Origin of the sequence: Trichlorobacter thiogenes (assembly GCF_900167465.1) — a bacterium.
Taxonomy (GTDB): domain Bacteria; phylum Desulfobacterota; class Desulfuromonadia; order Geobacterales; family Pseudopelobacteraceae; genus Trichlorobacter; species Trichlorobacter thiogenes.
In genome coordinates this window covers 13,120-38,704 of record NZ_FUWR01000014.1, presented here as the reverse complement: position 1 = coordinate 38,704, position 25,585 = coordinate 13,120, and the positions used below count along the sequence as shown (strand labels likewise).

27 protein-coding genes and 1 tRNA gene are annotated in these 25,585 nt (G+C 51.6%); 23 read left to right on the top strand and 5 right to left on the bottom strand.

Annotation, left to right across the window (positions count from 1 at the left end):
- Positions 1 to 5 precede the first annotated feature (5 nt).
- From recG to B5D39_RS12030, 3 genes are read left to right on the top strand one after another with little or no spacing between them, the layout of a single operon-like run.
- Positions 6 to 2,303 carry an ATP-dependent DNA helicase RecG gene (gene recG, locus B5D39_RS12040; RefSeq protein ID WP_078790717.1) on the top strand — a complete coding sequence of 766 codons (2,298 nt, stop codon included), beginning with the start codon at positions 6 to 8 and terminating at the stop codon, positions 2,301 to 2,303.
- A gap of 19 nt (positions 2,304 to 2,322) precedes the next feature.
- Positions 2,323 to 2,739 carry a hypothetical protein gene (locus tag B5D39_RS12035; RefSeq protein WP_078790716.1) on the top strand — a complete coding sequence of 139 codons (417 nt, stop codon included), beginning with the start codon at positions 2,323 to 2,325 and terminating at the stop codon, positions 2,737 to 2,739.
- Between the two features lie 17 nt (positions 2,740 to 2,756).
- Positions 2,757 to 3,224: a DUF2721 domain-containing protein gene (locus B5D39_RS12030; RefSeq protein WP_078790715.1), complete on the top strand. Its 468-nt coding sequence runs from the start codon at positions 2,757 to 2,759 to the stop codon at positions 3,222 to 3,224.
- Between the two features lie 45 nt (positions 3,225 to 3,269).
- Here B5D39_RS12030 and B5D39_RS12025 read toward each other — a convergent pair whose 3' ends face one another.
- Entirely contained in the window at positions 3,270 to 3,563 is a 294-nt protein-coding gene (locus B5D39_RS12025; RefSeq protein ID WP_078790714.1) for a hypothetical protein, read from the bottom strand.
- Positions 3,564 to 3,742: 179 nt separating this feature from the next.
- Between B5D39_RS12025 and ppnP the strand changes: the two genes are divergently transcribed.
- Together ppnP and B5D39_RS12015 are read left to right on the top strand one after the other, a co-directional pair.
- Complete coding sequence (gene ppnP / locus B5D39_RS12020) at positions 3,743 to 4,057, top strand: pyrimidine/purine nucleoside phosphorylase (protein ID WP_078790713.1); 315 nt, start codon at positions 3,743 to 3,745, stop codon at positions 4,055 to 4,057.
- 79 nt (positions 4,058 to 4,136) lie between these two features.
- Complete coding sequence (locus tag B5D39_RS12015) at positions 4,137 to 4,424, top strand: iron-sulfur cluster biosynthesis family protein (protein ID WP_078790712.1); 288 nt, start codon at positions 4,137 to 4,139, stop codon at positions 4,422 to 4,424.
- Between the two features lie 69 nt (positions 4,425 to 4,493).
- On the opposite strand, the gene metG is transcribed toward B5D39_RS12015, so the two are convergent.
- Genes metG through tmk form a run of 4 tightly spaced genes read right to left on the bottom strand, consistent with a single transcriptional unit; the run spans position 4,494 to position 8,771 of the window.
- Entirely contained in the window at positions 4,494 to 6,020 is a 1,527-nt protein-coding gene (gene metG / locus B5D39_RS12010) for a methionine--tRNA ligase (protein WP_078790711.1), read from the bottom strand.
- 6 nt (positions 6,021 to 6,026) lie between these two features.
- Entirely contained in the window at positions 6,027 to 7,136 is a 1,110-nt protein-coding gene (locus B5D39_RS12005; protein WP_078790710.1) for a PSP1 domain-containing protein, read from the bottom strand.
- A gap of 3 nt (positions 7,137 to 7,139) precedes the next feature.
- Complete coding sequence (holB, locus tag B5D39_RS12000; protein WP_078790709.1) at positions 7,140 to 8,132, bottom strand: DNA polymerase III subunit delta'; 993 nt, start codon at positions 8,130 to 8,132, stop codon at positions 7,140 to 7,142.
- Positions 8,133 to 8,771, bottom strand: a complete 639-nt coding sequence (gene tmk / locus B5D39_RS11995) for a dTMP kinase (RefSeq protein WP_078790708.1) — start codon at positions 8,769 to 8,771, stop codon at positions 8,133 to 8,135.
- 110 nt (positions 8,772 to 8,881) lie between these two features.
- Between tmk and rnc the strand changes: the two genes are divergently transcribed.
- The 18 genes from rnc (at position 8,882) to tig (ending at position 25,585) form a co-directional block, all read left to right on the top strand.
- A complete protein-coding gene (gene rnc, locus B5D39_RS11990) occupies positions 8,882 to 9,568 on the top strand; it encodes a ribonuclease III (protein WP_078790707.1) in 687 nt (228 codons plus the stop codon).
- A gap of 10 nt (positions 9,569 to 9,578) precedes the next feature.
- Positions 9,579 to 10,646 (top strand): elongator complex protein 3, encoded by a 1,068-nt coding sequence (locus tag B5D39_RS11985; protein ID WP_078790706.1) that lies wholly within the window; start codon positions 9,579 to 9,581, stop codon positions 10,644 to 10,646.
- Positions 10,639 to 11,709 (top strand): M42 family metallopeptidase, encoded by a 1,071-nt coding sequence (locus tag B5D39_RS11980; protein ID WP_078790705.1) that lies wholly within the window; start codon positions 10,639 to 10,641, stop codon positions 11,707 to 11,709. Before B5D39_RS11985 ends, B5D39_RS11980 begins: the two co-directional genes overlap by 8 nt.
- 86 nt (positions 11,710 to 11,795) lie before the next feature.
- On the top strand, positions 11,796 to 12,338 hold the full coding sequence (locus B5D39_RS11975) for a YceD family protein (RefSeq protein ID WP_078790704.1): 543 nt from the start codon (positions 11,796 to 11,798) through the stop codon (positions 12,336 to 12,338).
- 38 nt (positions 12,339 to 12,376) lie between these two features.
- On the top strand, positions 12,377 to 12,562 hold the full coding sequence (gene rpmF / locus B5D39_RS11970; RefSeq protein ID WP_078790703.1) for a 50S ribosomal protein L32: 186 nt from the start codon (positions 12,377 to 12,379) through the stop codon (positions 12,560 to 12,562).
- A 21-nt stretch (positions 12,563 to 12,583) separates the two neighbouring features.
- Complete coding sequence (gene plsX / locus B5D39_RS11965) at positions 12,584 to 13,621, top strand: phosphate acyltransferase PlsX (RefSeq protein WP_078790702.1); 1,038 nt, start codon at positions 12,584 to 12,586, stop codon at positions 13,619 to 13,621.
- Between the two features lie 70 nt (positions 13,622 to 13,691).
- On the top strand, positions 13,692 to 14,675 hold the full coding sequence (locus tag B5D39_RS11960; RefSeq protein WP_078790701.1) for a beta-ketoacyl-ACP synthase III: 984 nt from the start codon (positions 13,692 to 13,694) through the stop codon (positions 14,673 to 14,675).
- Between the two features lie 31 nt (positions 14,676 to 14,706).
- Positions 14,707 to 15,630, top strand: a complete 924-nt coding sequence (gene fabD, locus B5D39_RS11955; RefSeq protein ID WP_078790700.1) for an ACP S-malonyltransferase — start codon at positions 14,707 to 14,709, stop codon at positions 15,628 to 15,630.
- A 27-nt stretch (positions 15,631 to 15,657) separates the two neighbouring features.
- Positions 15,658 to 16,095, top strand: coding sequence for a 3-hydroxyacyl-ACP dehydratase FabZ (fabZ, locus tag B5D39_RS11950; protein ID WP_078790699.1), 438 nt, complete (start codon positions 15,658 to 15,660; stop codon positions 16,093 to 16,095).
- A 24-nt stretch (positions 16,096 to 16,119) separates the two neighbouring features.
- Positions 16,120 to 16,857, top strand: coding sequence for a 3-oxoacyl-[acyl-carrier-protein] reductase (fabG, locus tag B5D39_RS11945; RefSeq protein ID WP_078790698.1), 738 nt, complete (start codon positions 16,120 to 16,122; stop codon positions 16,855 to 16,857).
- A gap of 135 nt (positions 16,858 to 16,992) precedes the next feature.
- Positions 16,993 to 17,226 carry an acyl carrier protein gene (gene acpP, locus B5D39_RS11940; RefSeq protein ID WP_078790697.1) on the top strand — a complete coding sequence of 78 codons (234 nt, stop codon included), beginning with the start codon at positions 16,993 to 16,995 and terminating at the stop codon, positions 17,224 to 17,226.
- A gap of 90 nt (positions 17,227 to 17,316) precedes the next feature.
- Positions 17,317 to 18,549, top strand: a complete 1,233-nt coding sequence (fabF, locus tag B5D39_RS11935) for a beta-ketoacyl-ACP synthase II (protein WP_078790696.1) — start codon at positions 17,317 to 17,319, stop codon at positions 18,547 to 18,549.
- 2 nt (positions 18,550 to 18,551) lie between these two features.
- Positions 18,552 to 19,001: a ribose 5-phosphate isomerase B gene (gene rpiB, locus B5D39_RS11930; protein ID WP_078790695.1), complete on the top strand. Its 450-nt coding sequence runs from the start codon at positions 18,552 to 18,554 to the stop codon at positions 18,999 to 19,001.
- Between the two features lie 92 nt (positions 19,002 to 19,093).
- On the top strand, positions 19,094 to 20,341 hold the full coding sequence (gene glyA / locus B5D39_RS11925; RefSeq protein WP_078790694.1) for a serine hydroxymethyltransferase: 1,248 nt from the start codon (positions 19,094 to 19,096) through the stop codon (positions 20,339 to 20,341).
- Between the two features lie 101 nt (positions 20,342 to 20,442).
- Positions 20,443 to 20,844, top strand: coding sequence for a (deoxy)nucleoside triphosphate pyrophosphohydrolase (locus B5D39_RS11920; protein WP_078790693.1), 402 nt, complete (start codon positions 20,443 to 20,445; stop codon positions 20,842 to 20,844).
- On the top strand, positions 20,841 to 24,092 hold the full coding sequence (locus B5D39_RS11915) for a UvrD-helicase domain-containing protein (RefSeq protein ID WP_078790692.1): 3,252 nt from the start codon (positions 20,841 to 20,843) through the stop codon (positions 24,090 to 24,092). The genes B5D39_RS11920 and B5D39_RS11915 overlap by 4 nt, the downstream gene beginning before the upstream one ends.
- A gap of 51 nt (positions 24,093 to 24,143) precedes the next feature.
- A tRNA-Leu gene (locus B5D39_RS11910) sits at positions 24,144 to 24,228 on the top strand.
- 34 nt (positions 24,229 to 24,262) lie between these two features.
- Complete coding sequence (tig, locus tag B5D39_RS11905) at positions 24,263 to 25,585, top strand: trigger factor (protein ID WP_078790691.1); 1,323 nt, start codon at positions 24,263 to 24,265, stop codon at positions 25,583 to 25,585.

The window sequence follows — 25,585 nt, the reverse complement described above, 5'->3', positions numbered from 1 at the left end:
CTGCCATGACAAAACTTCAGGTTGATCATACCGGTTCACTGTTAATCCCCGCAGAGGAGCTGCTACAGCTTGGTCTTCAGCCGGGCGACTGTGTGGGTATTGAAGCCAATGATACAGGCTTGCTGCTGCGTAAACTGGTTACAGTAGTGCCGCCTGTGGTTTCAGTACAACAGGCGATTGCCCGCAAAAACCTTCAGACCGGTATCCAGTTTCTTAAAGGAGTTGGCCCCAAGCTGGCTGAACTGCTTGCCAAGCGCAGTATTCATACGGTTGAAGATGCCTTGTTTTGTCTGCCCCACCGCTATGAAGACCGCCGTCAACTCATTCCCATCAGACAGTTAAAACCCGGGCTGACACAGGTCTTTCAAGGCACAATTGTTTCTGCTGAAAGTGCCACCACCAAAGGGGGGCGCAAGGTCTTTGAGGCGGTGGTGCAGGATGAGAGTGGCAGTATCGTACTGAAGTGGTTTCATGCCAATGGTGTCTGGATGAAACGGACTTGGCAGATAGGTAAACAGGGGGTTTTTACCGGTGAGGTGACCAGTTTTGGATGGAAACCTGAGGTGCATCATCCAGATGTTGAATGGTTAGAAAATGGTGCCGATGTGAACGCTGTGATGGCTGCTGATCCGGTCAATTTTGGGCGGATCGTGCCGGTCTATCCCTTGACGGAAGGTTTGCATCAAAAGGGGATGCGGCGGGTGATGCGTCAGGTGGTTGATAGCTTTCTCCCTAACCTTGAAAACATCCTGCCTCAGTCCCTGTTGGGTCGCTATCAGTATCTTCCGCTACAGGAAGCGCTTGGTCTGGTGCATCTGCCACCTTCAGAAGCGCCCCTGAATGATCTCAATGAAGGCCGTACTCTGGCCCACCGTTCTTTGGCCTTTGATGAGTTCTTTTTCTGGGAACTGGGTTTGGCCCTGAAAAAGCGCGGTGTGGCCCTTGAGACAGGAATCTCGTTTCAGGTTACCCATCGTTATACCAAAGAGCTGGTCAAGCTGTTGCCGTTTCAGATGACTGGTGCCCAGCGACGGGTACTGTCTGAGATCAAGGCTGATATGATGGCTCCCCACCCGATGCATCGCTTGGTGCAGGGGGATGTTGGTAGCGGCAAGACCTTGGTGGCGCTGATGGCTGCACTGGTGGCGGTTGAAAATGAGTACCAGGTGGCAATCATGGCACCTACCGAGATCCTGGCTGAACAGCATTGGCACAATATTCACCATTGGTGCGACCAGCTGGGTATCACTGTTGTCCTACTTACCTCTGGTATGCGGGGTAAGGCCAAGCAAGAGGCGATGCAGCAGGTGGTTGATGGCCGGGCAGCCATTGTGATCGGTACCCACGCGGTGATTCAGGATAAGGTTGAGTTCAGTCGTCTGGGATTAGGTATTGTGGATGAGCAACACCGCTTTGGTGTTCTGCAGCGTAGTATCCTTAAGAAAAAAGGGGCTAATCCTGACATTCTGGTCATGACCGCCACCCCGATCCCCCGTACCCTGGCCATGACCCTGTTTGGTGATCTTTCCCTGTCAGTGATTGATGAGCTGCCACCAGGTAGAACTCCCATCAATACCAAGATATATTTTGAATCACGCCGTAAACAGGTGTACGAAATGATTCATAAAGAGGTTGGTCTGGGACGTCAGGCATACGTTATCTATCCTCTGGTTGAAGAGTCTGAGAAGTCTGATCTCAAGGCCGCAACCCAGATGGCTGAACATCTGCAGGCTGATATTTTCCCTGGACTTAAGCTGGGGCTGTTGCATGGCCGGATGAAGCCGGAGGAAAAAGAGGCGGTGATGGCCTCATTTAAAAACCATGAACTGGACATCCTGGTGGCCACCACCGTGATTGAGGTGGGGATTGATGTGCCCAATGCCACCCTGATGGTAATTGAGCATGCCGAGCGTTTTGGTCTGTCCCAACTACACCAGTTACGGGGCAGGGTAGGGCGTGGCAGTCATCAGTCACACTGTATACTGTTAACAGCGGGCAAACTGTCTGAAGATGGTGAGAAACGGCTCAGGGTGATGGAGGCCACCACCGATGGTTTCAGGATTGCCGAGGCTGATCTTGAAATCCGCGGTCCAGGCGATTTTCTGGGTACGCGGCAATCCGGCATGCCTGATTTCAGGGTGGCAAGTATTCTGCGGGATGGCGTTATATTGGAGCAGGCTCGCACAGTAGCCCTGGAATTGCTGGAGCATGATCCTGGGTTGACAATGCCGGATGGACAAAGGATAAAAGAAGAGCTGTTGCGCCGTTGGGGAACCCGTTTGGAGTTGGCCGCTATTGCATAACTTGCAAGGGAGGAACCGTATGATTATCAGGATACTGCAAAGAACGTTTATCTTCTCTTTGTTGATTGTCGCTATTGCTGTTGTTGCACAGGCTGGACCGGGTGAACCGCTTGAGTGGTTTCACTGGGCCATAGGCAGCTACCAAAGTGATATTCACAGCGCTGGTGAATTATTGAAGGGAAACACGACCTTTGAGATTAATCAGCAGGGGGATCTGGCTGGCAACTATACCTTTGAAGAGAAAGATACCTTGGTTGAAGGGATTCTGTTTCCCTGTACAGCCAAATCAACGCCTCCCCGTGTCAGTTGTGTCTGGACAGACAAGTATGGTACCGGCAGATTGGATATCCAGTTTGAAGAAGGTTTTAAATTATTCTACGGTTCCTGGCAGACCGATGGTCATCCAGAAAAGTTTGACTGGAATGGACGACGCTAGGTCAGGAGTGTTGAACAATGCAGCGTACCTTGTCAGACGTTAATACGGTTTCCCATGCCATCCAGCTTTCAGTGGCACCGGTTTTTCTGCTGACCGGTATCGGTGCTATTCTTTCGGTGTTAACCAACCGGCTGGGACGGGTGATTGACCGTGCCCGCCTGCTTGAATCACGTTTTGAAATCGCTACGCTTGATGAGCATAAGGAACTGATTCGTAGTGACCTTAACACACTGGCCATACGGGCCAAGCTGATCGGTAGGGCCATTAACCTCTGTACAACCACTGCTTTCCTGGTCTGTACCGTTATCGCACTGATGTTTATCGGCGCCTTTCTTGGGATTGATCCTTCCATTCCGGTGGCGATCCTGTTTATCTGTGCCATGCTCTCCATGGTACTTGGATTGGTCTGGTTTTTGAGGGAAATCTATATTGCCACGGCGAATTTACGGATTGGGCCGGGTTCGCAGGCACCACCGCCGAATTAAAGCATTAAAAAAGGGCCAGACCGTGTGGTCTGACCCTGTAAACATTTAACAACCGGCTGTTTTTCTGAAAAGCTTGGAAATATTGTCTTTAGTGTCGTATTTTACCCGAACTTCATCGCCGGTGGTGATTCGTTTATCAGTAAGTTTATCCACCGTTAGTTGATCAGTTACAGTAACGGTAATATCCTTGCCACTGGTGTTGTCCTTGATCACGACTGATGCCTTGCCAGCTTCGGCCTGAACCTTGATAACAGGGCCGACTATTTTAACCTCTTCTGCAAATGATGCTGTTGCCAGGGTAATCAGTGATGCGGTAATTGCGAAAATAAGCCGTTTCATGGTACTCCTCCTTGTGAGATGTGTTACTCATCAAAGAGCATCAGGCGTGCCATGTTTTGCAATTGCTTGAAATTCATGAATTTAATTTTGTTGATAAGGTTTTCGTTGTTTTGCCATAGCTGTTTAAAGGTGAGTTTTACCTTTTTTAAGACATATCTAATGATCAAAGGAGTAGGCGTATGTCAGAGTTTGCAGGTGTAACCGTTGTTCGTGAAGCAAATATCTATTTTAATGGTGCTGTTGCCAGCCACACTGTGTTGTTTCCTGATGGTTCCAAGAAGACATTGGGGATCATGCAACCGGGTGAATATACCTTTAACACCGGTGCTGCTGAATTGATGGAGATACTGACCGGCGAACTGGACCTGCAACTGGCTGGTGAGACCGGCTGGCGGCGGATTGGCGGCGGGCAGTCGTTTGAGGTTGCAGCAAACTCTTCCTTCACCATGAAGGTTCAGACCGTAGCTGACTACTGCTGCTCATTTCTGGCTTAGTAATTTTTAAAATTTTCTGGCTTTTGTTAGTCTCACTTGATATATTCAGATATATGAATACTTCTAAAGGAGCATCGTTATGAAAATTACGGATGCAGCAAAGACAGCTCTGGAGCCGATTCTGGCCCAGAACCCCGGCAAACTGCTGCGGGTGGTGTTTGAAGGTTTTGGTTGAGGCGGACCCCGTCTGGGGCTGGCTCTGGATGAGCCGGGTGAAAATGATAACAAGCTGACATTGAACGGGATTGAATTGCTTGCAGAAAAAAGTCTGAACTCTTTTCTGGATGGTCAGGTGATTGACTTTGTTAATTCTGGTATGCGGGAAGGTTTTGTGATTTCTCCGGAGTTTGGTTCTTCCTGCTCATAGAGACAATTTTGATACGAGATGATGAAGAAAAATGGGGAGGCCGAATCGGCCTCCCCATTTCTATTGGAACTATTCTTTTGTTTCAATCCGCGGGAACAACGCTGCCGCCTTTTCAATTGCAGTACCTGGGGCAAGTTTGCCCCAGACCAGATCCTCTTCAGCTGCTTCCTTCTGCCAGCCAAGACAGGCAAGCGCCTTGCGTGCGGTGTCAGGCATAAATGGCGCTACCAGAGAATGTACCAATCGCTGGGCCTCAAGCAGACAATACATGACGGTTGCAAGTTGCTCACGCTTGGCAGGATCTTTGGCAAGGCCCCAGGGTGCGGTTTCATCAATGTATTTATTGCCGGCTGAAATAACATCCCAGATTGCCTGCAGGGCCTTACTGAAGGCCAGCTCATCCATGCAGTTATCAACCGCAGTAATCATCCCTTCAGCCTTGGCCTTCAGAGTGCCATCAAGCTCTGAAAAAGGACCTGGCGCAGGCAGGATGCCATCAAAATATTTGACCAGCATGGCGGTTGAACGGGACAGCAGGTTGCCCAGGTCGTTGGCCAGGTCAGAATTGATCCGGTTGATCAATGATCCGTGGGAGAAATCACCATCCAGACCAAAGGGTACCTCACGCATCAGGAAGTAGCGCACCACATCCACGCCATACTTGTCGATCAGCATGTTTGGTTCAACAACGTTCTGCAGAGACTTTGACATCTTCTGGCCTTCCACTGTCCACCAGCCATGGGCAAAGACCTTCTGGGGGATCGGCAGACCAGCTGCCATCAGGAAGGTTGGCCAGTAGACCGTATGGAAACGCAGGATATCCTTGCCGATCAGGTGGGCATCGGCAGGCCAGTAACGACCATAGTTGCCATCAGAATTTGGATAGCCAAGTGCACTGATGTAGTTGGTCAGGGCGTCAAACCAGACATAGATGACATGGCGCTCATTACCAGGCACCGGAATACCCCAGGAAAAAGAGGTGCGGGATACGGACAGGTCACGTAACCCTTCTTTAACAAAGGAGATGATCTCATTACGTCTGGTCTTGGGCTGGATAAATTCAGGATTTGCCTCAATATGGGCCAGCAGTTTTTCACCATAGGCGCTCATCTTGAAGAAGTAGGACTCTTCCTTCAGTTTTTCAACCGGACGGTTACAATCCGGGCATTTGCCATCTTCTACCTGGGTCTCGGTCCAGAAAGTCTCGCAAGGGGTGCAGTACCAGTCCTCGTACTCGCCCAGATAGATATCACCCTGTTCCATCAACTGTTTAAAGATATGGGTGACACCCTGCTTGTGGCGTTCCTGGGTCGTGCGGATAAAGTCGTTGTGGGAGATGCCCAGCTTTTCCCACAGTGCCTGAAAGCGCTTTACCACACGGTCTGCAAGTTCAAGCGGAGTTTCGCCGTTAGTCTGGGCAGCCTTTTCAACCTTCTGACCATGTTCATCACTGCCGGTCAGAAAAAAGACATCAAACCCCTTCATCCGCTTGTAACGGGCCAGAACATCGGCCGCAACAGTGGTATAGGCATGGCCGATATGGGGCACGTCGTTAACGTAGTAGATCGGTGTGGTAACGTAAAAAGTTGGTTTCATTGCTGATTACTCCTGGGGTGGTCTTTCTGTTTTCTGATCAGATGGCTTACGATGTCCATGACGCCGGTTACGCTTTTTACGCTTCTGCTTGTCATCAGCCTTGGGCTGCTGGGTGGCAGCCTCGGCTTTTTCAGCTACTGGAGCTTTTGTTGCTATATGAGCAACAGCTTCTGGAGCAGGAGCTGTTGCTGCTGCCGCTGAAGGTGCAGGGCGTTGACGTCTCTGTTGGGGCTGTTGTTCACGTGGTCGGCGCGGGGCCTGCTGGTGCTGGACCTGTTCCTGTTCTTTTGCCGGTTCTGGCTGGGCAGCAAGCGGGCTGTTTTCATCAAGCAGTTCTTTGACCTTTACAGAGATCTGTTTGCCATCTTCCTGGCGCAGGATCAGTTCGCCAGTCAAGAGGTTCATCTTTTCTACGGTACCGCTGTACTGGACCGTGCGAACCCGCTTGCCACACTTGGGGAAGTTTTTCCGCAGGTCACAGTAGGTCTCATATTCATAATCAAGGCAGCAGAGCAGTCTGCCGCACTGTCCTGAGATCTTGGATGGGTTCAGAGCAAGGTTCTGCTCCTTGGCCATCTTGACCGATACCGGTTGAAAGTCCCGCAGAAACGAGGCGCAGCACAGTTCACGTCCGCAGATCCCCAGGCCGCCAACCATCTTGGCTTCATCCCGCACCCCGATCTGGCGCATCTCGATCCGGGTGTGGAAGGTGTGGGCCAGATCCTTGACCAGCTCACGAAAATCAACCCTGCCATCAGCGGTAAAATAAAAGATCGCCTTGCTACCATCAAAGAGATGCTCAACCCGGACCAGTTTCATATCCATGTTGCGCTCTTTGATCCGGCGCAGGCAGAAGTCATAGGCCTCTTTTTCCCGACGGTTGTGATGGGCCAGGGTCTTTTCATCCTCTGGCCCCAGCAGGCGTTGAACCGGTGCCAGGGGATGACTGAAGCTGGTTTCATCTTTTTCTTCCGGGCCGGTTACTACAGACCCCAGGCTGATGCCCCGCTCGGTTTCAACCACCACCCGATCTCCTGGCTTTAAATCAAGGTCGCCGGCATTAAAATCATACATCTTGCCTGCCGGATTAAACTGTATGGAAACAACACGTATCACGTATCAGACTCCTTTTCGTAAACGATCATAGGTCAGCAGGAAGCGCTCCATTGCCAGCTTTGGGTTGGCATTACCCTGAACCGCCCGTCTGATTTCAAGGGCACGCTCAAGGATTTCCATACTGCCAGTCGGGGTAAAACGGGCGGCTTCAGCAGTAAGTTCAGTATGTAAAAAACGATTTGCTATGCCAACCTGTCCGCAGGAACGGATCAGTAGCAGGTCACGCAATAATGATATCAGCAGATTGAAGGTCAGAACGGTTTCTTCCCGTCCACCGGCCACTGACTCGGCAACATCAAAAACAGTGGCAATATGTTTTGATGATACCTTTGACAACAGTGCCAACAACTCCTGGCGTCGCACTGCATCTGATTCTTCTTCCAGCGCAGTGGCCCGTTCCATGCTTCCTTCTGCCAGCGGAGCCAGTTCCAGCGCCTTTGAAGACGCCATTCCCTGTTGCACCAGCAACTCTACCACAGAGCTGTCATCCAGTGGGCTGAAGCGCAGGTGCTGACAACGGGAGCGGATGGTTGATAGCAGCAGATCCGCCTGGGTTGTCAGCAGGATAATGATCGCATGTCCCGGTGGTTCTTCAAGGGTCTTTAACAGCGCATTGGCTGATTTTTCATTCATCCGTTCTGCTGGTTCAATCAGGCAGGCCTTGCGCTTAGCCTCAAAGGGACGCAGAGAAAGCTGTTGCTGTAGCTCCCTGATTTGCTCAATGCTGATATCCCGTTTATCCGGCAATGGTGACAGAAGATGCAGGTCAGGATGGTTGCCGGAAGCCAGTTTACGACAGGACGAACAGCTGCCACAGGCATCGCCATCAATCGGTTCCTTACAAAAAAGCGCCTGCATCAGGGCCAAAGCGGTGGTGCGTCGCCCACAGCCATCTGGTCCTTCAAACAGGTAGGCATGGGCCACCCGATTGGCAGTGATGGAGCGTTTCAAGGCATCTATGACGCGATTTTGGCCTTTTATTGCACTGAGTGGCATCTAGGCAGGTACCACAAGGCGCGGCAACAGTGCGTCTGAAATAGCACGCGCTACCTGATCCGGTTGACCGGTCGCATCTACAGTCACAAAACGGTCCGGTTCTTCTGCTGCAAGCTGCAGATAGCCATCCCGTACCCGTTGATGGAAGGCAAGCGATTCAAGTTCAAACCGCTCTTCCCGAGGGCCGCTGGTGCTTTCTATCCTCTGCCTGGCACGTCCCAGACCAACCTCAACCGGACAGTCAAGCAGTAGGGTCAGATCAGGGCTGATGCCATTGCAGGCCAGGTCATTCAGGGTTTCGATGGTCTGGCGATCCAGGCCACGGCCAAAGGACTGGTAAGCACGGGTGGCATCGCTGAACCGGTCGCAGAGTACAATGGCGCCGTCTGAAAGGGTCGGGCGGATCACCTCTGCCAGATGTTGAGCCCGGGCAGCAGCGTACAGCATCAGTTCAGCCATTGGTACCAGAGCTGTGTTGGCAGCATCCAGCAAAACGCTGCGGATCTGGTTGGCTATGGGGCAACCGCCCGGTTCACGGGTGAGCAGCACCCGTTGACCAGCCTGTTGCAGGGCATCCGCAAGCAGCGTAATCTGGGTGCTTTTGCCACAGCCTTCTATGCCTTCAAAGGTAATAAACATACGGTCTCCATGAAAGTGGATCATTATAGGCATCCAGGCTATACTTGGCAACGCAAATCAACAATCAAAGCTACTTGCAGCCAACCGGTGCATCCCGTATACTCCTGCCCATGTCACTCTTTCCAGAATCGATACTTAACCACCGTTTTGTCAACCAAACCCTGCTACAGCAGGCTCTGACCCATCCTTCCTATCTGAATGAGGCACGCCAGGAAGGGGCTACTGACTACCAGCGGCTTGAATTTCTGGGAGATGCGGTGCTGGGACTGTTACTGGCAGACCTGCTTTATCAGCAGTTTCCCGGACTTCCTGAGGGAGACCTGTCCCGTTTGCGATCTTCTCTGGTTGATCAGCCCCGCCTGGCCGGGCTGGCTGTTGATGCAGGGATCGCCTCACTGATTCTGATGGGCAAAGGAGCGGAGCGGGAAGGGGGACGCACCAACCCCTCTATTCTGGCTGATGTGTTTGAGGCGTTGATCGGCGCCATCTACTGTGATGCCGGATTTGTGGCAGTACAAAAGGTGATTAAGCAGATCTATACACCGTTGGTTGCTGCCATTGGGTCAGGTGCTTCAGCACAACATGATGCCAAGAGTGAACTGCAGGAGCTGCTGGCAGCCAGAAAGCAACCAACTCCGGTTTATAATCTGGTTGATCAGCAGGGGCCTGACCATGACCGCCTCTTCAGTGTAGCGGTGGTTGTCGATGGCACCGTGCTGGGGCAAGGGCAGGGCCGCAGTAAAAAAGCAGCCCAGCAGTCAGCAGCAGAGGCAGCTTTAGCCCGCTTGAGGAGTTAATCCAGGCATCATGCGTCCTTTGATTATCCCGTTTTTTATCCCCCATGCAGGCTGTCCACATACCTGTCTCTTCTGTAACCAGCATCTGATTTCCGGTGTTAAACAAGATCTGCCATCAGCAGAGCTGATACAAGAAACCGTGCAGCAGTGGCTGGCCCGTTCTCCTGATAGGGTTGCTGAAGTTGCCTTTTATGGTGGCAGTTTTACCTTGTTGCCCAGAAAGCAACAGGAGCAGTTGCTTGGTGCTGTTCAATCACTGATAGAGCAACAAAAAATTAAAAGTGTAAGAATTTCAACCAGACCTGATGCACTTGATGAAGCAGTACTGGCATTTCTTGCAAACCACAAGGTAACCACCATTGAGGTTGGGGTGCAATCACTTGATGATCAGGTGCTGCAACAGAGCAGGCGAGGTCATACTGCAGCTGAGAGTCTAGCTGCTATTCAGCGCGTCAAGGCTGCAGGGTTTCAGGTTGGTGCTCAACTGTTACCCGGCCTGCCTGGAGATACCCAGGTAAAGGCTCTGGCCAGCGTTAAGGGGGTTATTGCCGCAGGAGCAGAGTTTGTTCGGATCTATCCGGCAGTGGTACTCTCAGGCACTGCACTGGCAGATCAGTTTAACGCTGGCCAGTATCAACCGCCCGGTCTTGAACAGGGTGTAAAAAACTGTGCGCGAATGTTGCATCTCTGTCTGCAGGCAGGTATACCGGTTATTCGGATCGGCCTGCAGGCCGAAGAAGGACTGTCTGTGGACGGTGCTATTCTGGCTGGTTGCTGGCACCCTGCCTTGGGGCAGCTGGTTAAGGCTCAACTGTATTATGATCTGGTTGAAATGCTTGCAGGGCAGTTCCTGTCAACTGAAGGGTTACAGCTTGTCTGTCATCCTGACCGACTATCAGAAGTGCAGGGCCATGCACGGGACAACCTGATTCATTGGCAGCAGTCCGGTATCGTGATCAAAAAAGTTCAGACCGATGCCAACCTGCAATATGATCAAGTGCTTCTTTCAAACATACAGCAAAAGTGTAGAGGTTCTATCATAACCACATGTATTTATAAGGAGAGATCTGATGCGTAAAGAATCACTGGCGTTTCTTGAAAAACTGTTGGCAGCCCCCAGTCCCTCTGGCTATGAGCAACCTGCCCAGCGACTGTTTCGTGACTATGTTGCTCCCTACTGCCAGGTCAGTAGTGATGTAATGGGAAATGTCTATGGTTTTATTCCTGGGCAAGGCAAGGATCGTCCCAAGGTAATGCTGGTTGGACATTCTGACGAGATCGGTCTGCAGGTTAAGTATATTGATGATAAAGGATTTCTCTATTTTGCCGCCATTGGTGGGGTGGATGCCCATCTGACGCCGGGTAAGGTGGTGCATATCCATACGGCTGATGGGCCACTGTCAGGGGTGGTGGGCAAGCGACCGATCCATCTGATGGATGCCAAGGACCGCGAAACCGTGGTCAAGCTGGAGGCCCAGTATATTGATATTGGCGCCAAGGATAAAAAAGAGGCCCAGAAGCTGGTGCGGGTAGGGGATTGTATCACCTTTGCTAGCGAGTTTACCCGTCTGCAGGGTGACCGGGTCGCATCCCGTGGCTTTGATGACAAGGCTGGCTCCTTTGTGGTGGCAGAGGTGCTGCGTCTGGTGGCAGCAGAAAAGAAAAAACTTCCGGTTGATCTGTATGGTGTCTCATCAGTACAGGAGGAGATCGGTCTGCGCGGTGGCACCACCAGCTGCTACACGGTTAATCCAGATATCGGTATCTGTGTTGAGGTGGATTTTGCCACTGACCAGCCGGATGTTGAGCGGAAGCATAATGGTGAGGTTGCCCTGGGTAAGGGGCCGATTCTAACCCGTGGCGCCAATATCAACCATGCCCTGTTTGAGCTGCTGTACGCTACAGCCCAGAAGGATAAGATTGCCGTGCAATTGACCGCTAATCCCCGCGCAACCGGAACTGATGCAAATGTGATGCAGATTTCCCGGGGCGGCGTGGCCACTGCCCTGGTAAAGTTACCGTTGCGTTACATGCATACGCCGGTAGAGGTGGTGTCGCTGGGGGACCTGGAGCAGTCAGCCAAGCTGATTGTGGCAACCCTCAAGCGGATTACTGACCGTGGGGCGTTTGTGCCACAATAAAGTAAAAAAGCTCTTTATTCTTGACAAACTATCAGCTTTCACTATATTACCTCATTTCTTAACCCTCCACAGCCAGAGGTACGTGCATGAAGGTCAGAACCGAACATATCAAGGAAGCCGTTCGGGAGTATTCCTTCAATGAACCGGCAGAATCATTTCCGGTTCTTGCCGAGATGGTGGCTGCTGGTGAGTGTCGATTTACCGGTTCTGTGCAGGTTGCGTTAACAGCTGGACGGGAGCTTGACCACTATCGCGTTGAAGGAACCGTAACAGTACCGGTTCAGCTGGACTGTTCCCGCTGTCTCTGCAGTTTTGACCGAACCGTGCATTCAGAGTTTACGATCTTCTTCCGTGAAGACAGTGCAGCAAATCACGAAGAAGAAGACGAAGTTGAACTTGGCGAACATGATCTGATTTCCACCTGCTTCAGTGGTGATGAAATTGATCTGCTGCCTGAGATCGCCGAGCAGGTTGCCCTGGAGATCCCGCTTAAACCACTTTGTTCAGAGAACTGCAAAGGGTTATGTCCGGTCTGTGGCATTGACCTGAATTCCGGTTCCTGTAGTTGTATTATTGAACAGAAGCAATCCAAGTTTGCTGCTTTAAAGGACTTCAAAGTCCGCCCATAAACAGTGGTCTCAAGGCCACCAACAAAGGAGTATCAGCCATGGCAGTACCCAAGAAGAAAACATCCAAATCACGTAAGAATATGCGTCGGGCCCACGATTTTCTGACCGCCCCCAGCCTGTCGGTCTGCCCAGAGTGCAAATCCCCTAAAATGCCGCACCGCGCCTGCCCTTCCTGCGGAATTTACAAAGGCAAGGAAGTAGTCGGGGCTGCGAAGCAGGCCTAATCGGGCCTGACTTGCATGTCCATGAGAGTTGCTGTTGATGCCATGGGAGGCGACAACGCCCCAGCCATTGAGGTTGAGGGTGCTGTTGCTGCATCCCGTCAGTTCGGTATTCCGATTGTTCTGGTCGGAGATGAGGATCGTCTCCGTCAGGAACTAGATCGTCATGCTGCGTCAGGGCTTGATATCACCATTCACCATGCCAGTGAGGTGGTGGGAATGCATGATTCTGCCTCTGATGCGGTACGTAAAAAGCGTAATTCATCGGTTCGTCTAGCCTTTGAACTGGTCAAGGATGGTCAGGCCTGTGCTGCGGTCAGTGCCGGTAATTCCGGTGCCACCATGGCTGCCGGTATGTTCGTCCTGAAGCGGATCAGCGGAATTGAACGGCCAGCCATAGCCCAGGTTTTTCCGACCCTTGAAGGCAAGACGCTGGTGCTGGATGTGGGGGGCAATGTTGATTGCAAGGCCTCCCATCTGGTGCAGTTTGCCATTATGGGACAGGTCTATGCCAAGCATGCGCTGGGCATTCCTAATCCTCGCATCGGTCTGCTTTCCAATGGTGAAGAAGATTCCAAGGGCAATGAACTGACCCGCGAAACCAATGCTATTCTGCGCCAAACATCACTGAACTATGCCGGTTATGTGGAAGGCCGTGATATCTTCAAAGGCACGGTTGAGGTAGTGGTCTGCGACGGTTTTGTGGGAAACGTGGTGCTTAAGCTGTCTGAAGGGCTGGCTGAGGCGACCGGTACCATGTTAAAGCGTGAGATTATGGGCGATATGATAGCCAAGATGGGCTATCTGTTCATGCGCGGCGCCTTTAAACGCTTTAAAAAGACTGTTGACTATGCTGAGTATGGCGGCGCACCTCTGATCGGTATTAACGGCGTTGGCATGATCTGCCATGGCGGTTCCAATGCCAAGGCGATCAAGAATGCCATCCGCTTTGCCCATGATTATGCAACCAGTGGCGTAACAGAACGTATTGCCGAGAAACTGTCTGAAAATTACGGGGCACTGTTTCCACGCAGCAATCAATCTGTACCGCCAGTTTCCTGACCGTAGGTTTCCTTCCATCTGTTATTTACGTGCCGGAACCAGATCTCCCTCAGTTCCGGTTGGGGGTCACATGCTGCGCGCCCGCATCACGGGAACCGGTTCTGCTGTTCCCGATAAGGTTCTTACTAATCACGACCTTGAAAAACTGGTTGATACCAATGATGAGTGGATCACCACCAGAACCGGTATTAAACAACGTCGGATTGCTGCTGAGAACGAATACACTTCCACCTTTGCCACACTGGCAGCACGCCGGGCTCTTGAAATGGCCAATGTCTCGCCAGAAGAGCTTGACCTGATTATCCTGGGTACCGTCACTCCTGATTTCCCGTTTCCTGCTACATCCTGTATCATCCAAAAAGAACTGGGTGCTCATAATGCCGCTGCATTTGATCTTTCAGCTGCCTGTTCAGGTTTTATTTATGGCCTGAATATGGCTGAGGCGTATATCAAGAGTGGTATGGCGCGCAAGGTGCTGGTCATGGGGGCAGAGGTGCTCACCCGTATTGTGGATTTCGCCGACCGTAACACCTGTATCCTGTTTGGTGATGGGGCTGGTGCGGTTGTGGTGGAAGCTGATGGTGGTGAACAGGGGATACTTTCAAGCCATATCTTTACCAATGGCACCCACTGGGGTCTGTTGTACCAGCCTGGTTGCGGCGGCAGAAATCCTGCTACGGCACCAAACACCTTTACCGACAAGCTGCATTACCTGAGAATGGAAGGCAATGAAGTCTTCAAGCATGCGGTACGCGCCATGGGTGATGCTGCTGTTGCAGCCCTTGAACATAATGCAGTCACAGCTGATGATGTCGCGCTGTTGATTCCCCATCAAGCCAATCGCCGCATTATTGAGGCAACCGGCAAGCGGGTTGGTATTCCTGAAGAACGGATCTTTGTTAATCTTCATAAATATGGCAACACCTCTTCTGCCTCCATCCCCTTGGCTCTGGATGAGGCCAACCGTGAAGGTCGCCTGAAATCCGGCGATCTGGTGCTGCTGGATGCCTTTGGTGGTGGTTTTACCTATGGTTCAGTATTGTTAAAGTGGTAGCAGTATAACGTTACAATAAAGGGTTATAATTATGAGTAAAACAGCTTTCCTGTTTCCTGGACAAGGTTCCCAGTATGCCGGTATGGGCAAGGATCTGGCAGAAAATTTCTCCATAGCACGTCAGACCTTTGAAGAGGCAGACGAAGCGCTTGGATTTAAACTTTCAAAGCTCTGTTTTGAAGGTCCTGAAGAGGATCTCAAGCTGACCTTTAATACCCAGCCTGCTATCTTAACAGCAAGTATTGCAGCCCTGCGGGTGGTGCAGCAGGAGACCGGCCTAAAGGCTGATTGTGTTGCCGGTCACTCATTGGGTGAGTATTCCGCCCTGGTTTGCAGCGGTGCCCTGTCTCTTGCTGATGCAGCCAAGACCGTGCGCTCCCGCGGTACCTTTATGCAGGAGGCGGTGCCGGTTGGTGTCGGGGCCATGGCGGCCATGCTTTCGATTGAAGCTGATGTATTGGCAGCCATCTGCGAAGAGGCTGCGCAGGGCGAAGTGGTTGCTCCGGCAAACTTTAACTCCCCTGGACAGATCGTGATTGCCGGACACGCAACTGCAGTGAACCGCACTATTGAGCTGGCCAAGGCCAAAGGGTTCCGCAAGGCCATGTTGCTTCCGGTAAGCGCCCCATTCCATTGCGCCTTAATGCAGCCTGCTGCCGACCGCCTGAAAGAGGTACTCGACTGCGTGCTGGTACACCCACTTTCCCTGCCAGTTATTACCAACGTTGAAGCTGTGGCGAACCAGGATGCGGCGCGGGTGCGTGAACTGCTGGTGGCTCAGGTCTGTGCGCCGGTACGTTGGGAACAGTCAGTACATGCCATGATCAATCAAGAGGTAACCCGCTTTGTTGAGATCGGACCGGGTAAGGTGTTGACCGGACTGGTAAAGCGGATCAACAAAGAGATGACCCTGGTTAACATTGAAGACACTGCCGGTGTAAAAGCAGCTGCCTGATTCCTGTTTTAAAGGAGGGTGTTCCCTATGCTTGATATCAATCAGATTATGAAGATACTGCCCCATCGCCATCCGTTTTTGATGGTTGACCGCATTCTTGAGATTGAGGTTGGAAAGAAGATTGTCGGTCTTAAGAATGTCACTATTAATGAACCGTTTTTCCCTGGCCATTTTCCTGGACATCCGGTTATGCCCGGGGTTCTTATTATCGAAGCAATGGCGCAGGTTGCCGGCATTTTGGCCTATCAGTCCGATGAATCTATTCGTGACAAGGTGACCTATTTCACCGGCATTGATAATGCCAAGTTCCGTAAACCGGTCATGCCTGGGGATCAGCTGCGTTTTGAAGTCGAAGCAACGGCATGCAAACGTGGGATCTGGTTCTTTAGCGCCAAGGCGTTGGTGGATGGCAAGGTCGTAACCGAGGCAGATTTAAAGGCAACCTTTGCAGATAAGCAATCCTGATAGTTATTTACGAGGAGACAGACTATGCCAAAAGGGAAAGTAGCCGTTATTACCGGTGCATCACGAGGAATTGGGAAAAGTATTGCCTTTGCGCTGGCAGCGCAGGGTGCCACCATTGTAGCCATGGATATGGATCAGGCTAGCACTGATGCAACCGTTGCAGAACTGCAGGCAACTGGTGCCAAGGCACTGGCCGTGGTTGGTAACGTAACTGTTACCGATGATGTTGAGCGGATGATTGATGCAGCTGTTGAGGCCTTTGGCCGGGTGGATATCCTGGTTAATAACGCAGGCATCACCCGTGACGGCCTGATCATGCGGATGAAGGACGAAGACTGGGATGCCGTTCTGAGCGTCAACCTGAAAGGCGCCTTTGTCTGTACCCGTACCGCCTTCAAGGTGATGAGCAAGCAACGCTATGGTCGGATTATCAATATCGCCTCAATTGTAGGGCAGATGGGCAATGCCGGACAGGCCAACTACTGCGCCAGCAAGGCAGGTCTGATCGGTCTGACCAAGTCCAATGCCCGTGAAATGGCCAAGCGGAATGTGACGGTTAATGCCGTTGCTCCCGGCTTTATTGCCACTGCCATGACCGACGCCTTGTCCGATAAAGTACGTGGAGAACTGGCAGCCCAGATTCCTCTGGAGCGGCTTGGTTCAGCCGATGATATTGCCAATGCTGTCGTCTTTTTGGCCTCAGAGGCCTCTGCCTACATCACTGGCCATGTGCTGGCGGTTAATGGCGGTATGTATATGTAGTATGATTTCAGGTGGTTGGATATTGATCCAATCTCCTGAAAAATTGCTTTGACATTTGTCGTTTCTGTTTGCTAAGAAGCAGAGACGTTTTCAAAAACAAAACCAGCAACGGTTTATATCACACGGAGGTGTAAGATGTCTGATGTAGCGAAAAGAGTAAAAGAAATTGTTGCCGAGCAGCTGGGAGTTGACGAGGCACAGGCTGTTTCCGAGGCATCCTTCATGGATGACCTGGGTGCAGACTCCCTTGACACCGTTGAGCTGGTTATGGCTCTTGAAGAGGAATTCGACATCGAAATCCCTGATGAAGATGCTGAGAAAATCCAGACCGTTCAGGATGCCATTGATTACATCGTTGAGCACACCTAGGATCTGACTGAAGACCGGCAGGATTGAAAAGGGGGGACTGGTCCCCTCTTTTCCTTTTTTACCAGACCCACTATGAATGGGAGTTTACAGATGAGAAGAGTCGTCGTTACCGGTGTGGGTGCCGTTTCCCCGTTAGGAACCGGCAATCAGAAAAACTGGGATGGCCTGATGAGTGGTCGCTCCGGCATTGACCATATCACCCGCTTTGATGCCAGCTCTCTACCGGTAAGAATTGCCGGTGAGGTAAAGGATTTTGATGCGGAGCAGTATATTGATAAAAAAGAGATCAAAAAAATGGATCTCTTTATTCAATACGCCATGGCCGCTGCCCAGTTTGCCATGGAAGATTCCGGTCTGCAGATCACCGAAGAGAATGCCGAGCAGGTCGGCGTACTGGTTGGAGCCGGTTTGGGTGGCTTGCCAGCCATTGAAAAGTACCATATTGCGTTGCAAGAGGGTGGTTACAAGAAAATTTCCCCCTTCTTTATCCCAATGCTGATTATTAACCTGGCACCTGGTCATATCTCTATCAAATACGGCGCTAAAGGCCCGAATCTGTCTTCTGTGTCAGCATGTGCAACCGGTACCCACTCCATTGGTGATGCCTATCACATGATTGCCCGTGGTGATGCCGATGCCATGATTGCCGGAGGCACTGAGTCAACAGTTACGCCGCTGGGAATTGGTGGCTTTGCCGTAATGAAGGCATTATCAGATCGCAATGATGAGCCACAGCGTGCTTCCCGACCTTTTGACAAGGGACGTAATGGTTTTATCCTTGGTGAAGGTGCAGGTATCGTTGTGCTGGAAGAGTATGAAGCCGCCAAAAAACGTGGTGCAAAGATTTATGCCGAAGTGGTTGGCTATGGTCTGACCGGTGATGCCTACCATATGACAACCCCTGCAGAAGGTGGCGAAGGTGCAGCACGTTGTATGAAGATGGCGCTCAGGAATGCCGGCGTGAATCCTGAGCAGGTCGGCTATATCAATGCCCACGGTACTTCAACCTACTTTAATGACCTGAACGAAACCCTGGCCATTAAATCGGTTTTTGGTGATCATGCCTACAAACTGATGGTTTCCTCCACCAAGTCCATGACCGGCCACCTGCTGGGTGCAGCTGGGGGGCTTGAGGCAGTTATCAGCTGTATGGTGCTGGATAAGAATGTTATTCCGCCAACCATTAACTACGAAGAGCCTGATCCAGAATGTGATCTTGATTATGTGCCCAACACAGCTCGTGAAACTAAAGTGGATTATGTCATGAGTAACTCACTGGGCTTCGGTGGCACCAACGCCACATTGCTGTTCAAGAGGGTCTAGCAATGAAGATTGCCATCGGTTCTGACCACGGCGGATTTGAATTAAAACAGGCCCTGATCCCGTTTCTGCAGGGTAGAGACATTGAAGTGGCTGATGCTGGCACCTATACAACTGATTCGGTTGATTATCCTGAGTTTGCCGAAGCAGTGGCCCTGCTGGTGGTGCATGGTGAGGCTGACGCCGGTATTGTCATCTGCGGCACCGGCATCGGTATTTCCATTGCCGCCAACAAGGTGCCAGGAATCAGGGCAGCCCTGGTAACCACACCTCAGATGGCAGAGTTAGCCAAGCAGCACAACAATGCCAACATCCTTGCTCTGGGTGGCCGCATTCTGTCGGTAGAAACAGCAGAGGCTTGTGTGGCAGCTTGGTTGGATGCATCCTATGAAGGCGACCGTCACCAACGTCGTCTTGACAAGATTACTGACATTGAGAAAAAGAGTTGTCAGTAGCGTCTGTTAGCAACTATATCATCAAGCGGGACTTGCAAAAGTCCCGTTTCCTTTTTGTACTAACCGTATACACCAGATAAGGAGCTTGAACGATGTCAATTCTCTCCCAGTTTGACCCAGCAGTTGCTGAAGCGATTCAGCATGAGACCGAGCGTCAGGAATACAACCTGGAGCTGATCGCCTCTGAAAACTTTGTCTCTGAAGCAGTCCTGGAAGCTCAGGGCAGCGTAATGACCAACAAGTATGCTGAAGGTTACCCAGGCAAGCGCTACTATGGCGGCTGTCACCATGTGGATGTGGTTGAAAATCTGGCCATTGAGCGTGCCAAGGAGCTGTTTGGTGCAGATCATGCCAATGTGCAGCCCCATGCCGGTTCACAGGCCAATATGGCGGTCTACAATGCGGTTTGCCAACCAGGCGATACCATCCTGGGGATGAATCTCTCCCATGGTGGTCACCTGACCCACGGCAGCCCGGTTAACTTCTCGGGCCGCTTCTATAAAGTGGTGCCTTACGGCGTTTCTCCTGACACGGAAACCATTGATTATAATGAAGTCGAACGTCTGGCATTGGAGCATAAGCCAAAGATGATCGTGGTTGGCGCCAGCGCCTATCCCCGCATCATTGACTTCCCGGCCTTCCGTACCATTGCTGACAAGGTTGGCGCCAAGGTGATGGTGGATATGGCCCACATTGCCGGTCTGGTTGCTGCCGGTGTACACCCCAACCCGGTTCCCTATGCCGAGTTTGTTACCACCACCACCCACAAGACCCTGCGTGGCCCCCGTGGCGGTATGATTCTCTGTCGTGAAGAGTTTGCCAAAACCATTAATTCCCAGATCTTCCCTGGTATTCAGGGTGGACCGTTGATGCATGTGATTGCTGCCAAGGCAGTTGCCTTTAAAGAGGCGCTGCAGCCTGAGTTCAAGACCTATCAGCAGCAGATCGTCAAGAACGCTGCCAAGCTGGCAGAATGCCTGATGGCAAAAGGGTTTAAGTTGACTTCCGGCGGTACTGATAACCACCTGATGCTGATCAACTTCACCGGCACCGAGATTACCGGCAAGGCTGCTGAAGAGGCTCTGGACAAGGCAGGCATTACCGTAAACAAGAACACCGTACCGTTTGAGACCCGTTCTCCTTTTGTTACCTCCGGTATCCGGGTTGGTACGCCAGCCTGTACCTCCCATGGCCTGAAAGAGAACGACATGGAGCAGGTTGCCGGATTTATTGCCGACGCTGTTGCCAATATCGGCAATGACGAGGCCCTGGCCGGTATTCAGAAGCGGGTAAATGAGATGATGAAGAAGTTTCCGCTGTATGCAAACCGCCTGAAATAGTCTGAAATTTGCAAGCTCAATAAAAGCCTGGCGACCCTTGTTGCCGGGCTTTTGCTTTTCCCTGATTGTTCCTCTTGATGCAGTATGATACAGATAGTGCCATGCCTGACAAGATTCCACATATTCATGTAGCCTGTGCCATCATCCAAATGGATGGCCTGATACTGGCCACCCAACGTTCTGCAACCATGTCTTTGCCGCTTAAATGGGAATTCCCCGGTGGCAAGCTGGAAGCTGGCGAGACACCGGAACAGTGTCTGCAGCGGGAGCTACAGGAAGAACTGGCGATTACGGTCAGGGTAGGGCAGGGGTTGCCACCGGTCACCCACAGTTATCCAGCTTTTAAAGTTACGCTTTATCCCTTTTTCTGTGACTCTCTTGAAGGCACCATGATCCTGCATGAGCACAGTGCAGCCTGCTGGCTTACCCCAAATGAACTACCAACCCTTGATTGGGCTGAGGCTGACTGGCCGATCATTTCGCAATTGGCACACCACCTATGAACTATTGTGCGGATCTGCATATCCATTCTCCCTTTTCACGGGCCACCAGCCCGGACAGCAGCCCGGCAGGTCTGGCTGCCTGGGCACGGCTGAAAGGGATTCAGGTCATCGGCACCGGTGACTGTACTCACCCCGGTTGGTTCAAGCTGTTGAAAGAACAGTTGGAGCCTGCAGAGCCTGGTTTTTACCGCCTGAAAGATGAAAAGGCCATTCCTGCCATCCTGCCTGGGGTGATACAACCTGACACTCCGGTACGCTTTCTGTTATCTGCCGAGATCAGTTCTATTTACAAGCGGGGCGGAGCAACCCGCAAGGTGCATAATCTGCTGTATCTGCCAGATTTCGCCTCGGTTGAGCGTCTGAATGCCCGACTGTCCGGTATCGGCAATATTGTCTCAGATGGCCGGCCAATTCTGGGGCTAGATAGCCGTAACCTGCTGGAGATCTTGCTGGAATGTTCAAGCGATGCCTTTATGGTGCCGGCCCATATCTGGACCCCCTGGTTTTCCCTGTTTGGCTCCAAATCAGGTTTTGACAGTATTGAAGAATGTTTTGGTGACCTGACCAGCCATATCTTTGCCCTTGAAACCGGACTTTCCTCTGATCCTGAAATGAACCGCCTGATCTCAGGACTGGATCATTGTGCCCTGATCTCCAACTCTGACTGCCATTCGCCATCAAAGCTGGGGCGTGAGGCCAACCTGTTCAATACCGGGTTCGATTTCTTTTCTTTGCGTGAGGCCCTGAAGCAGAACAGGCGCGATACCTTTTGCGGCACAATTGAGTTTTTTCCTGAAGAGGGAAAATACCATTTTGACGGTCACCGTGACTGCAAGGTCTGCCTTGACCCCCATGAAACCCGTCGCTTGAACAATCTTTGTCCAGCCTGCGGAAAGCCGGTTACCGTGGGGGTTCACCATCGGGTACTTGAGTTGGCAGATCGTGCAACACCACAGTATCACGATGATGCACCTGGGTTTTACTCCTTGATTCCGCTGACGGAAATTCTTGGTGAGCTGCTGCAGGTTGGTCCATCATCCAAACAGGTCATCCATCAGTATGGCCGGGCGCTGACTCAGTTTGGATCAGAATTCAACCTGCTGTTACATGCGGATCTGGAGCAGATCAACGATCATGAACCGCTCTTGGCTGAAGCGGTTAAGCGGATGCGAGCAGGCACCGTAATCCGGCAGCCAGGCTATGACGGTGAATTTGGTGTGATCCGTCTGTTTGAAGAAGGTGAACTGGTTCAACTGGCAGGGCAGGGGGGGCTGTTCGGTGAGCAGCGTGCCCCCAAAAGCCGCAAGAAAACAGCATCAGAACCATTACTAAAGCAGAATGATCCACCCCGTAAAATAACGGAACCTGTTGCTCTCAAGACAACCGGACCTAATCCTGAGCAGCAGACAGCCATTCAGGCTGATGGTCGGCGCGTGTTGGTGGCTGCCGGACCAGGTACCGGCAAGACCTTTACCCTGGTGTCTCGCCTGCAGCGCTTGCTTGATCAGGGCGCTGATCCCACCCGTATGGTTGCTATTACCTTTACGACCCGCACTGCTGAAGAGATGCAGGAACGCCTGAAAAAAAGCTGCGGTCTGCTGGCAGAAAACCTGTTTATCGGCACCTTTCATCGCTTCTGCCTGGAACAGTTACGTCAGGATAATCCTGGGCTGACCGTGGTTGGACCTGAAAGTCGTCAACGTCTATTAAAGAGACTGTATGCTGATCGTGGCGTTGCTGAGCGCAGCAGAATCACCAATGCTATTGCTGCCCACTGTTCCGGTATCCAGCTGACGCTGACAGAAGAAACCAAGCTCTACGTGGATGAACTGGTGCGCCTGAACGCCCTTGACTTGGATGCTATTATTCCGGTCTGTGTACAGCTTATGAATGCCGATCAATCATTCAAACAGCGGGTGCAGCAAGCTGTTCAGCACCTGTTTGTGGATGAATTTCAGGACTTGAACCGATCCCAATATGATCTGGTGCAATTACTGGCAGAGCAGGCAACGGTCTTTGCCATCGGTGACCCTGATCAGGCCATTTATGGCTTCAGGGGAGGCGATCTTCGCTATTTTTTCCGCTTTGCCGAGGTGCCGGGTACGGTTTTATTGCCGTTAAAGACTAGCTATCGGCTCCCCAGAAAGATAGTGCAGGCAGCGGGCAGTCTGATTTGCCGTAACCTGATCTGCAGCGGTCTGCCACTTTCTGCTGCGGATCACTGTCCTGAAGGTGCGATTGAGTTTCACCGTACGCTCTCTCCAGGTTCTGAGGCTGAGTTGATTGTCAGGCGGATTGAAGAGTTGATCGGTGGAGTGGACAGCTTTTCCCGCAGCACTGGTCGGAGTGGTAACGCTACCCCAACAGATGGCTTGAGCTTTGCTGATTTTGCCATTCTGTTCCGGTTGGGACGACAGGCAGAAGAACTGGCAGAAGCGCTTGCCAGACGCGGCATACCGTATCAGCTGGTTGGAGCAACTCCTTTCTACATGGAGACAAAGCTACGGCCTCTGTATCAATTACTGCAGGCAGCAGATGGCAGTGATGAAATAGCCCTATGGCTTGATCTGTTTGGTGCCCTCAAAGGTGTTGGCGCAACCACACTTGACCGGCTTGAATCAAAACTGCCGCTTAAAGGCAATTTTCTTGAGCTTGCAGCAGAGTATGATCATACGCCAGCAACAGGCAAGGCCCTCAAGCTGCTGACAACCACGCTTGAGCGGTTTATTCAGGCTGCTGCAGCTCAGGGCGTCGCAACAGCCCTGCGCCTAGCCTTGCCGGTGTTTGCCCTGGAATCCGATGATACTGGTGTTGATCGGCTGCTACACCAGGCAGAGGGATTTGGATCCAATCTGCCCGCCTTCAGTCATCACCTGCAGCAGTATGCCACTGCAACGGTCTATGATCAGCGGGCAGAAGCTGTTGCACTGATGTCTTGCCATAGTGCAAAGGGTCTGGAATTTCCGGTCGTCTTCATGACTGGGCTTGAAGAGGGGATTTTCCCCTGCACCCTGATGGGTACCCCAAATGTGGAAGAGGAACGTCGTCTCTTTTATGTTGGTCTGACCCGTGCGAAACAACGGGTCATTCTGACCGCCTCAGGTTACAGAGGCTGGATCGGTCAGGGGTTACGGGAGTTGTCCCGATTTGTTTCTGAGCTGCCTGCAGAATTGGTTGACAAGCCAGAAGCAGGCAGACAGAGACGCAGGAATTCAGCCGAATCAGAGGCTCAGATGGAATTGTTTTAGAAATTACCTTGACGAAATAAGGTAATTCGCCTAATTTAACCAATTCAAATTGCGAGAGTGGCGGAATTGGCAGACGCACCAGACTTAGGATCTGGCACCGCAAGGTATAGGAGTTCAAGTCTCCTCTCTCGCACCATTTAAATTTCATCCCACGCAAGCGAGGAACAGGTATGCAGGTTCAGATAGAAGAGATCAACTCGGTTAAGCGCAAGATAAGTGTTGAAGTTCCTGCTGAGCGGGTAAATGCTGAAATTGAAAAGTCATTTGCTGGTATCCAAAAAAAAGCCACCCTTTCCGGTTTCCGTAAGGGCAAGGCGCCGATGCAGATGGTCAAAAAGTTTTATCGTAATGCCATGCAGGATGAAGTTATGCGTCGCCTGTATGAGCAGACCCTTTTTCCGGCACTTGAAGAGCATAAGCTTGAGCCTGTTGATGCTCCAATGATCGATGATATCGCCATGGTAGAGGAGGGGACTCCCTTCAAATATTCTGCCTTGATTGAGATTATGCCGCAGATTCTGCTTGGTGAGTACAAGGGGCTGCAGGTCAAAAAAGAGCGTTACATCGCTGATGAAAAAGCGGTTGAAGGTGAAATCGAGCGGATGCGCGAGAACATGGCGCAACTGGCACCGATTGAAGAGGGAGCCGTTGAAAAAGGTATGGTTCTGACGGTTGATTTCTCTTTTGCGGTACCTGGTTATCCTGAAGAAGAGACCAGCGGCAAGGATGCCTCTGTTGAAGTTGGCAACGGTCGCCTGCTGCCTGGGCTGGAAGAGGGCCTGCTGGGTATGTCTCTGGGCGAAACCAAAGATATTACCGTGACGATGCCGGATGATAATCCAAACAAAGAACTTGCCGGCAAGCCTGGTGTGTTTACCGTTACCCTGAAAGAGATCAAGAAAAAGGAACTGCCTGCACTGGATGATGAGTTTGCTCAACAGTTTGGTGATTTTGAGACCATCGCTGATATGCGGGTGAAGCTGGCTGAGATGCGTGAACAGCAAGAGCTTGAGCGGATCAAAACAGACCTCAAGACCCGTGTTATTGATGCGCTAATTGAGAAAAACCCCCTTGAAGTCCCTGATTCAATGGTTCGTCGCCAGACTGACTTTATGCTGGAAAACCTCAAGAATCGCTTGAAGGGTCAGAACATGTCCATAGAGCAAATGGGACTTAACGATGACGGCTTTAGGCAGCGTTTCTGGGGTGAGGCCGCGCAGAAGGTAAAAGGCGGTCTGCTGGTTATGGCGCTGGTTGAAAAAGAAAACATTGCTGTTGAAGATGCTGACCTTGAGGCCCGTTACACGCAGATCGCCGCTGGTAATGAAGATATGCTCGGCCGGATCAAGGAGTTCTATGCCAACCAGGCAAATGCACGCAACTCAATGGTGGCAGAAATCAAGGAAGACAAGGCCATCGCCTTCCTGCTTGAAAATGCAGTGGTTAGCGAAGTAGATGCCGCAGAGTTGAACGCTCCTGCAGCTGCAGAGTAA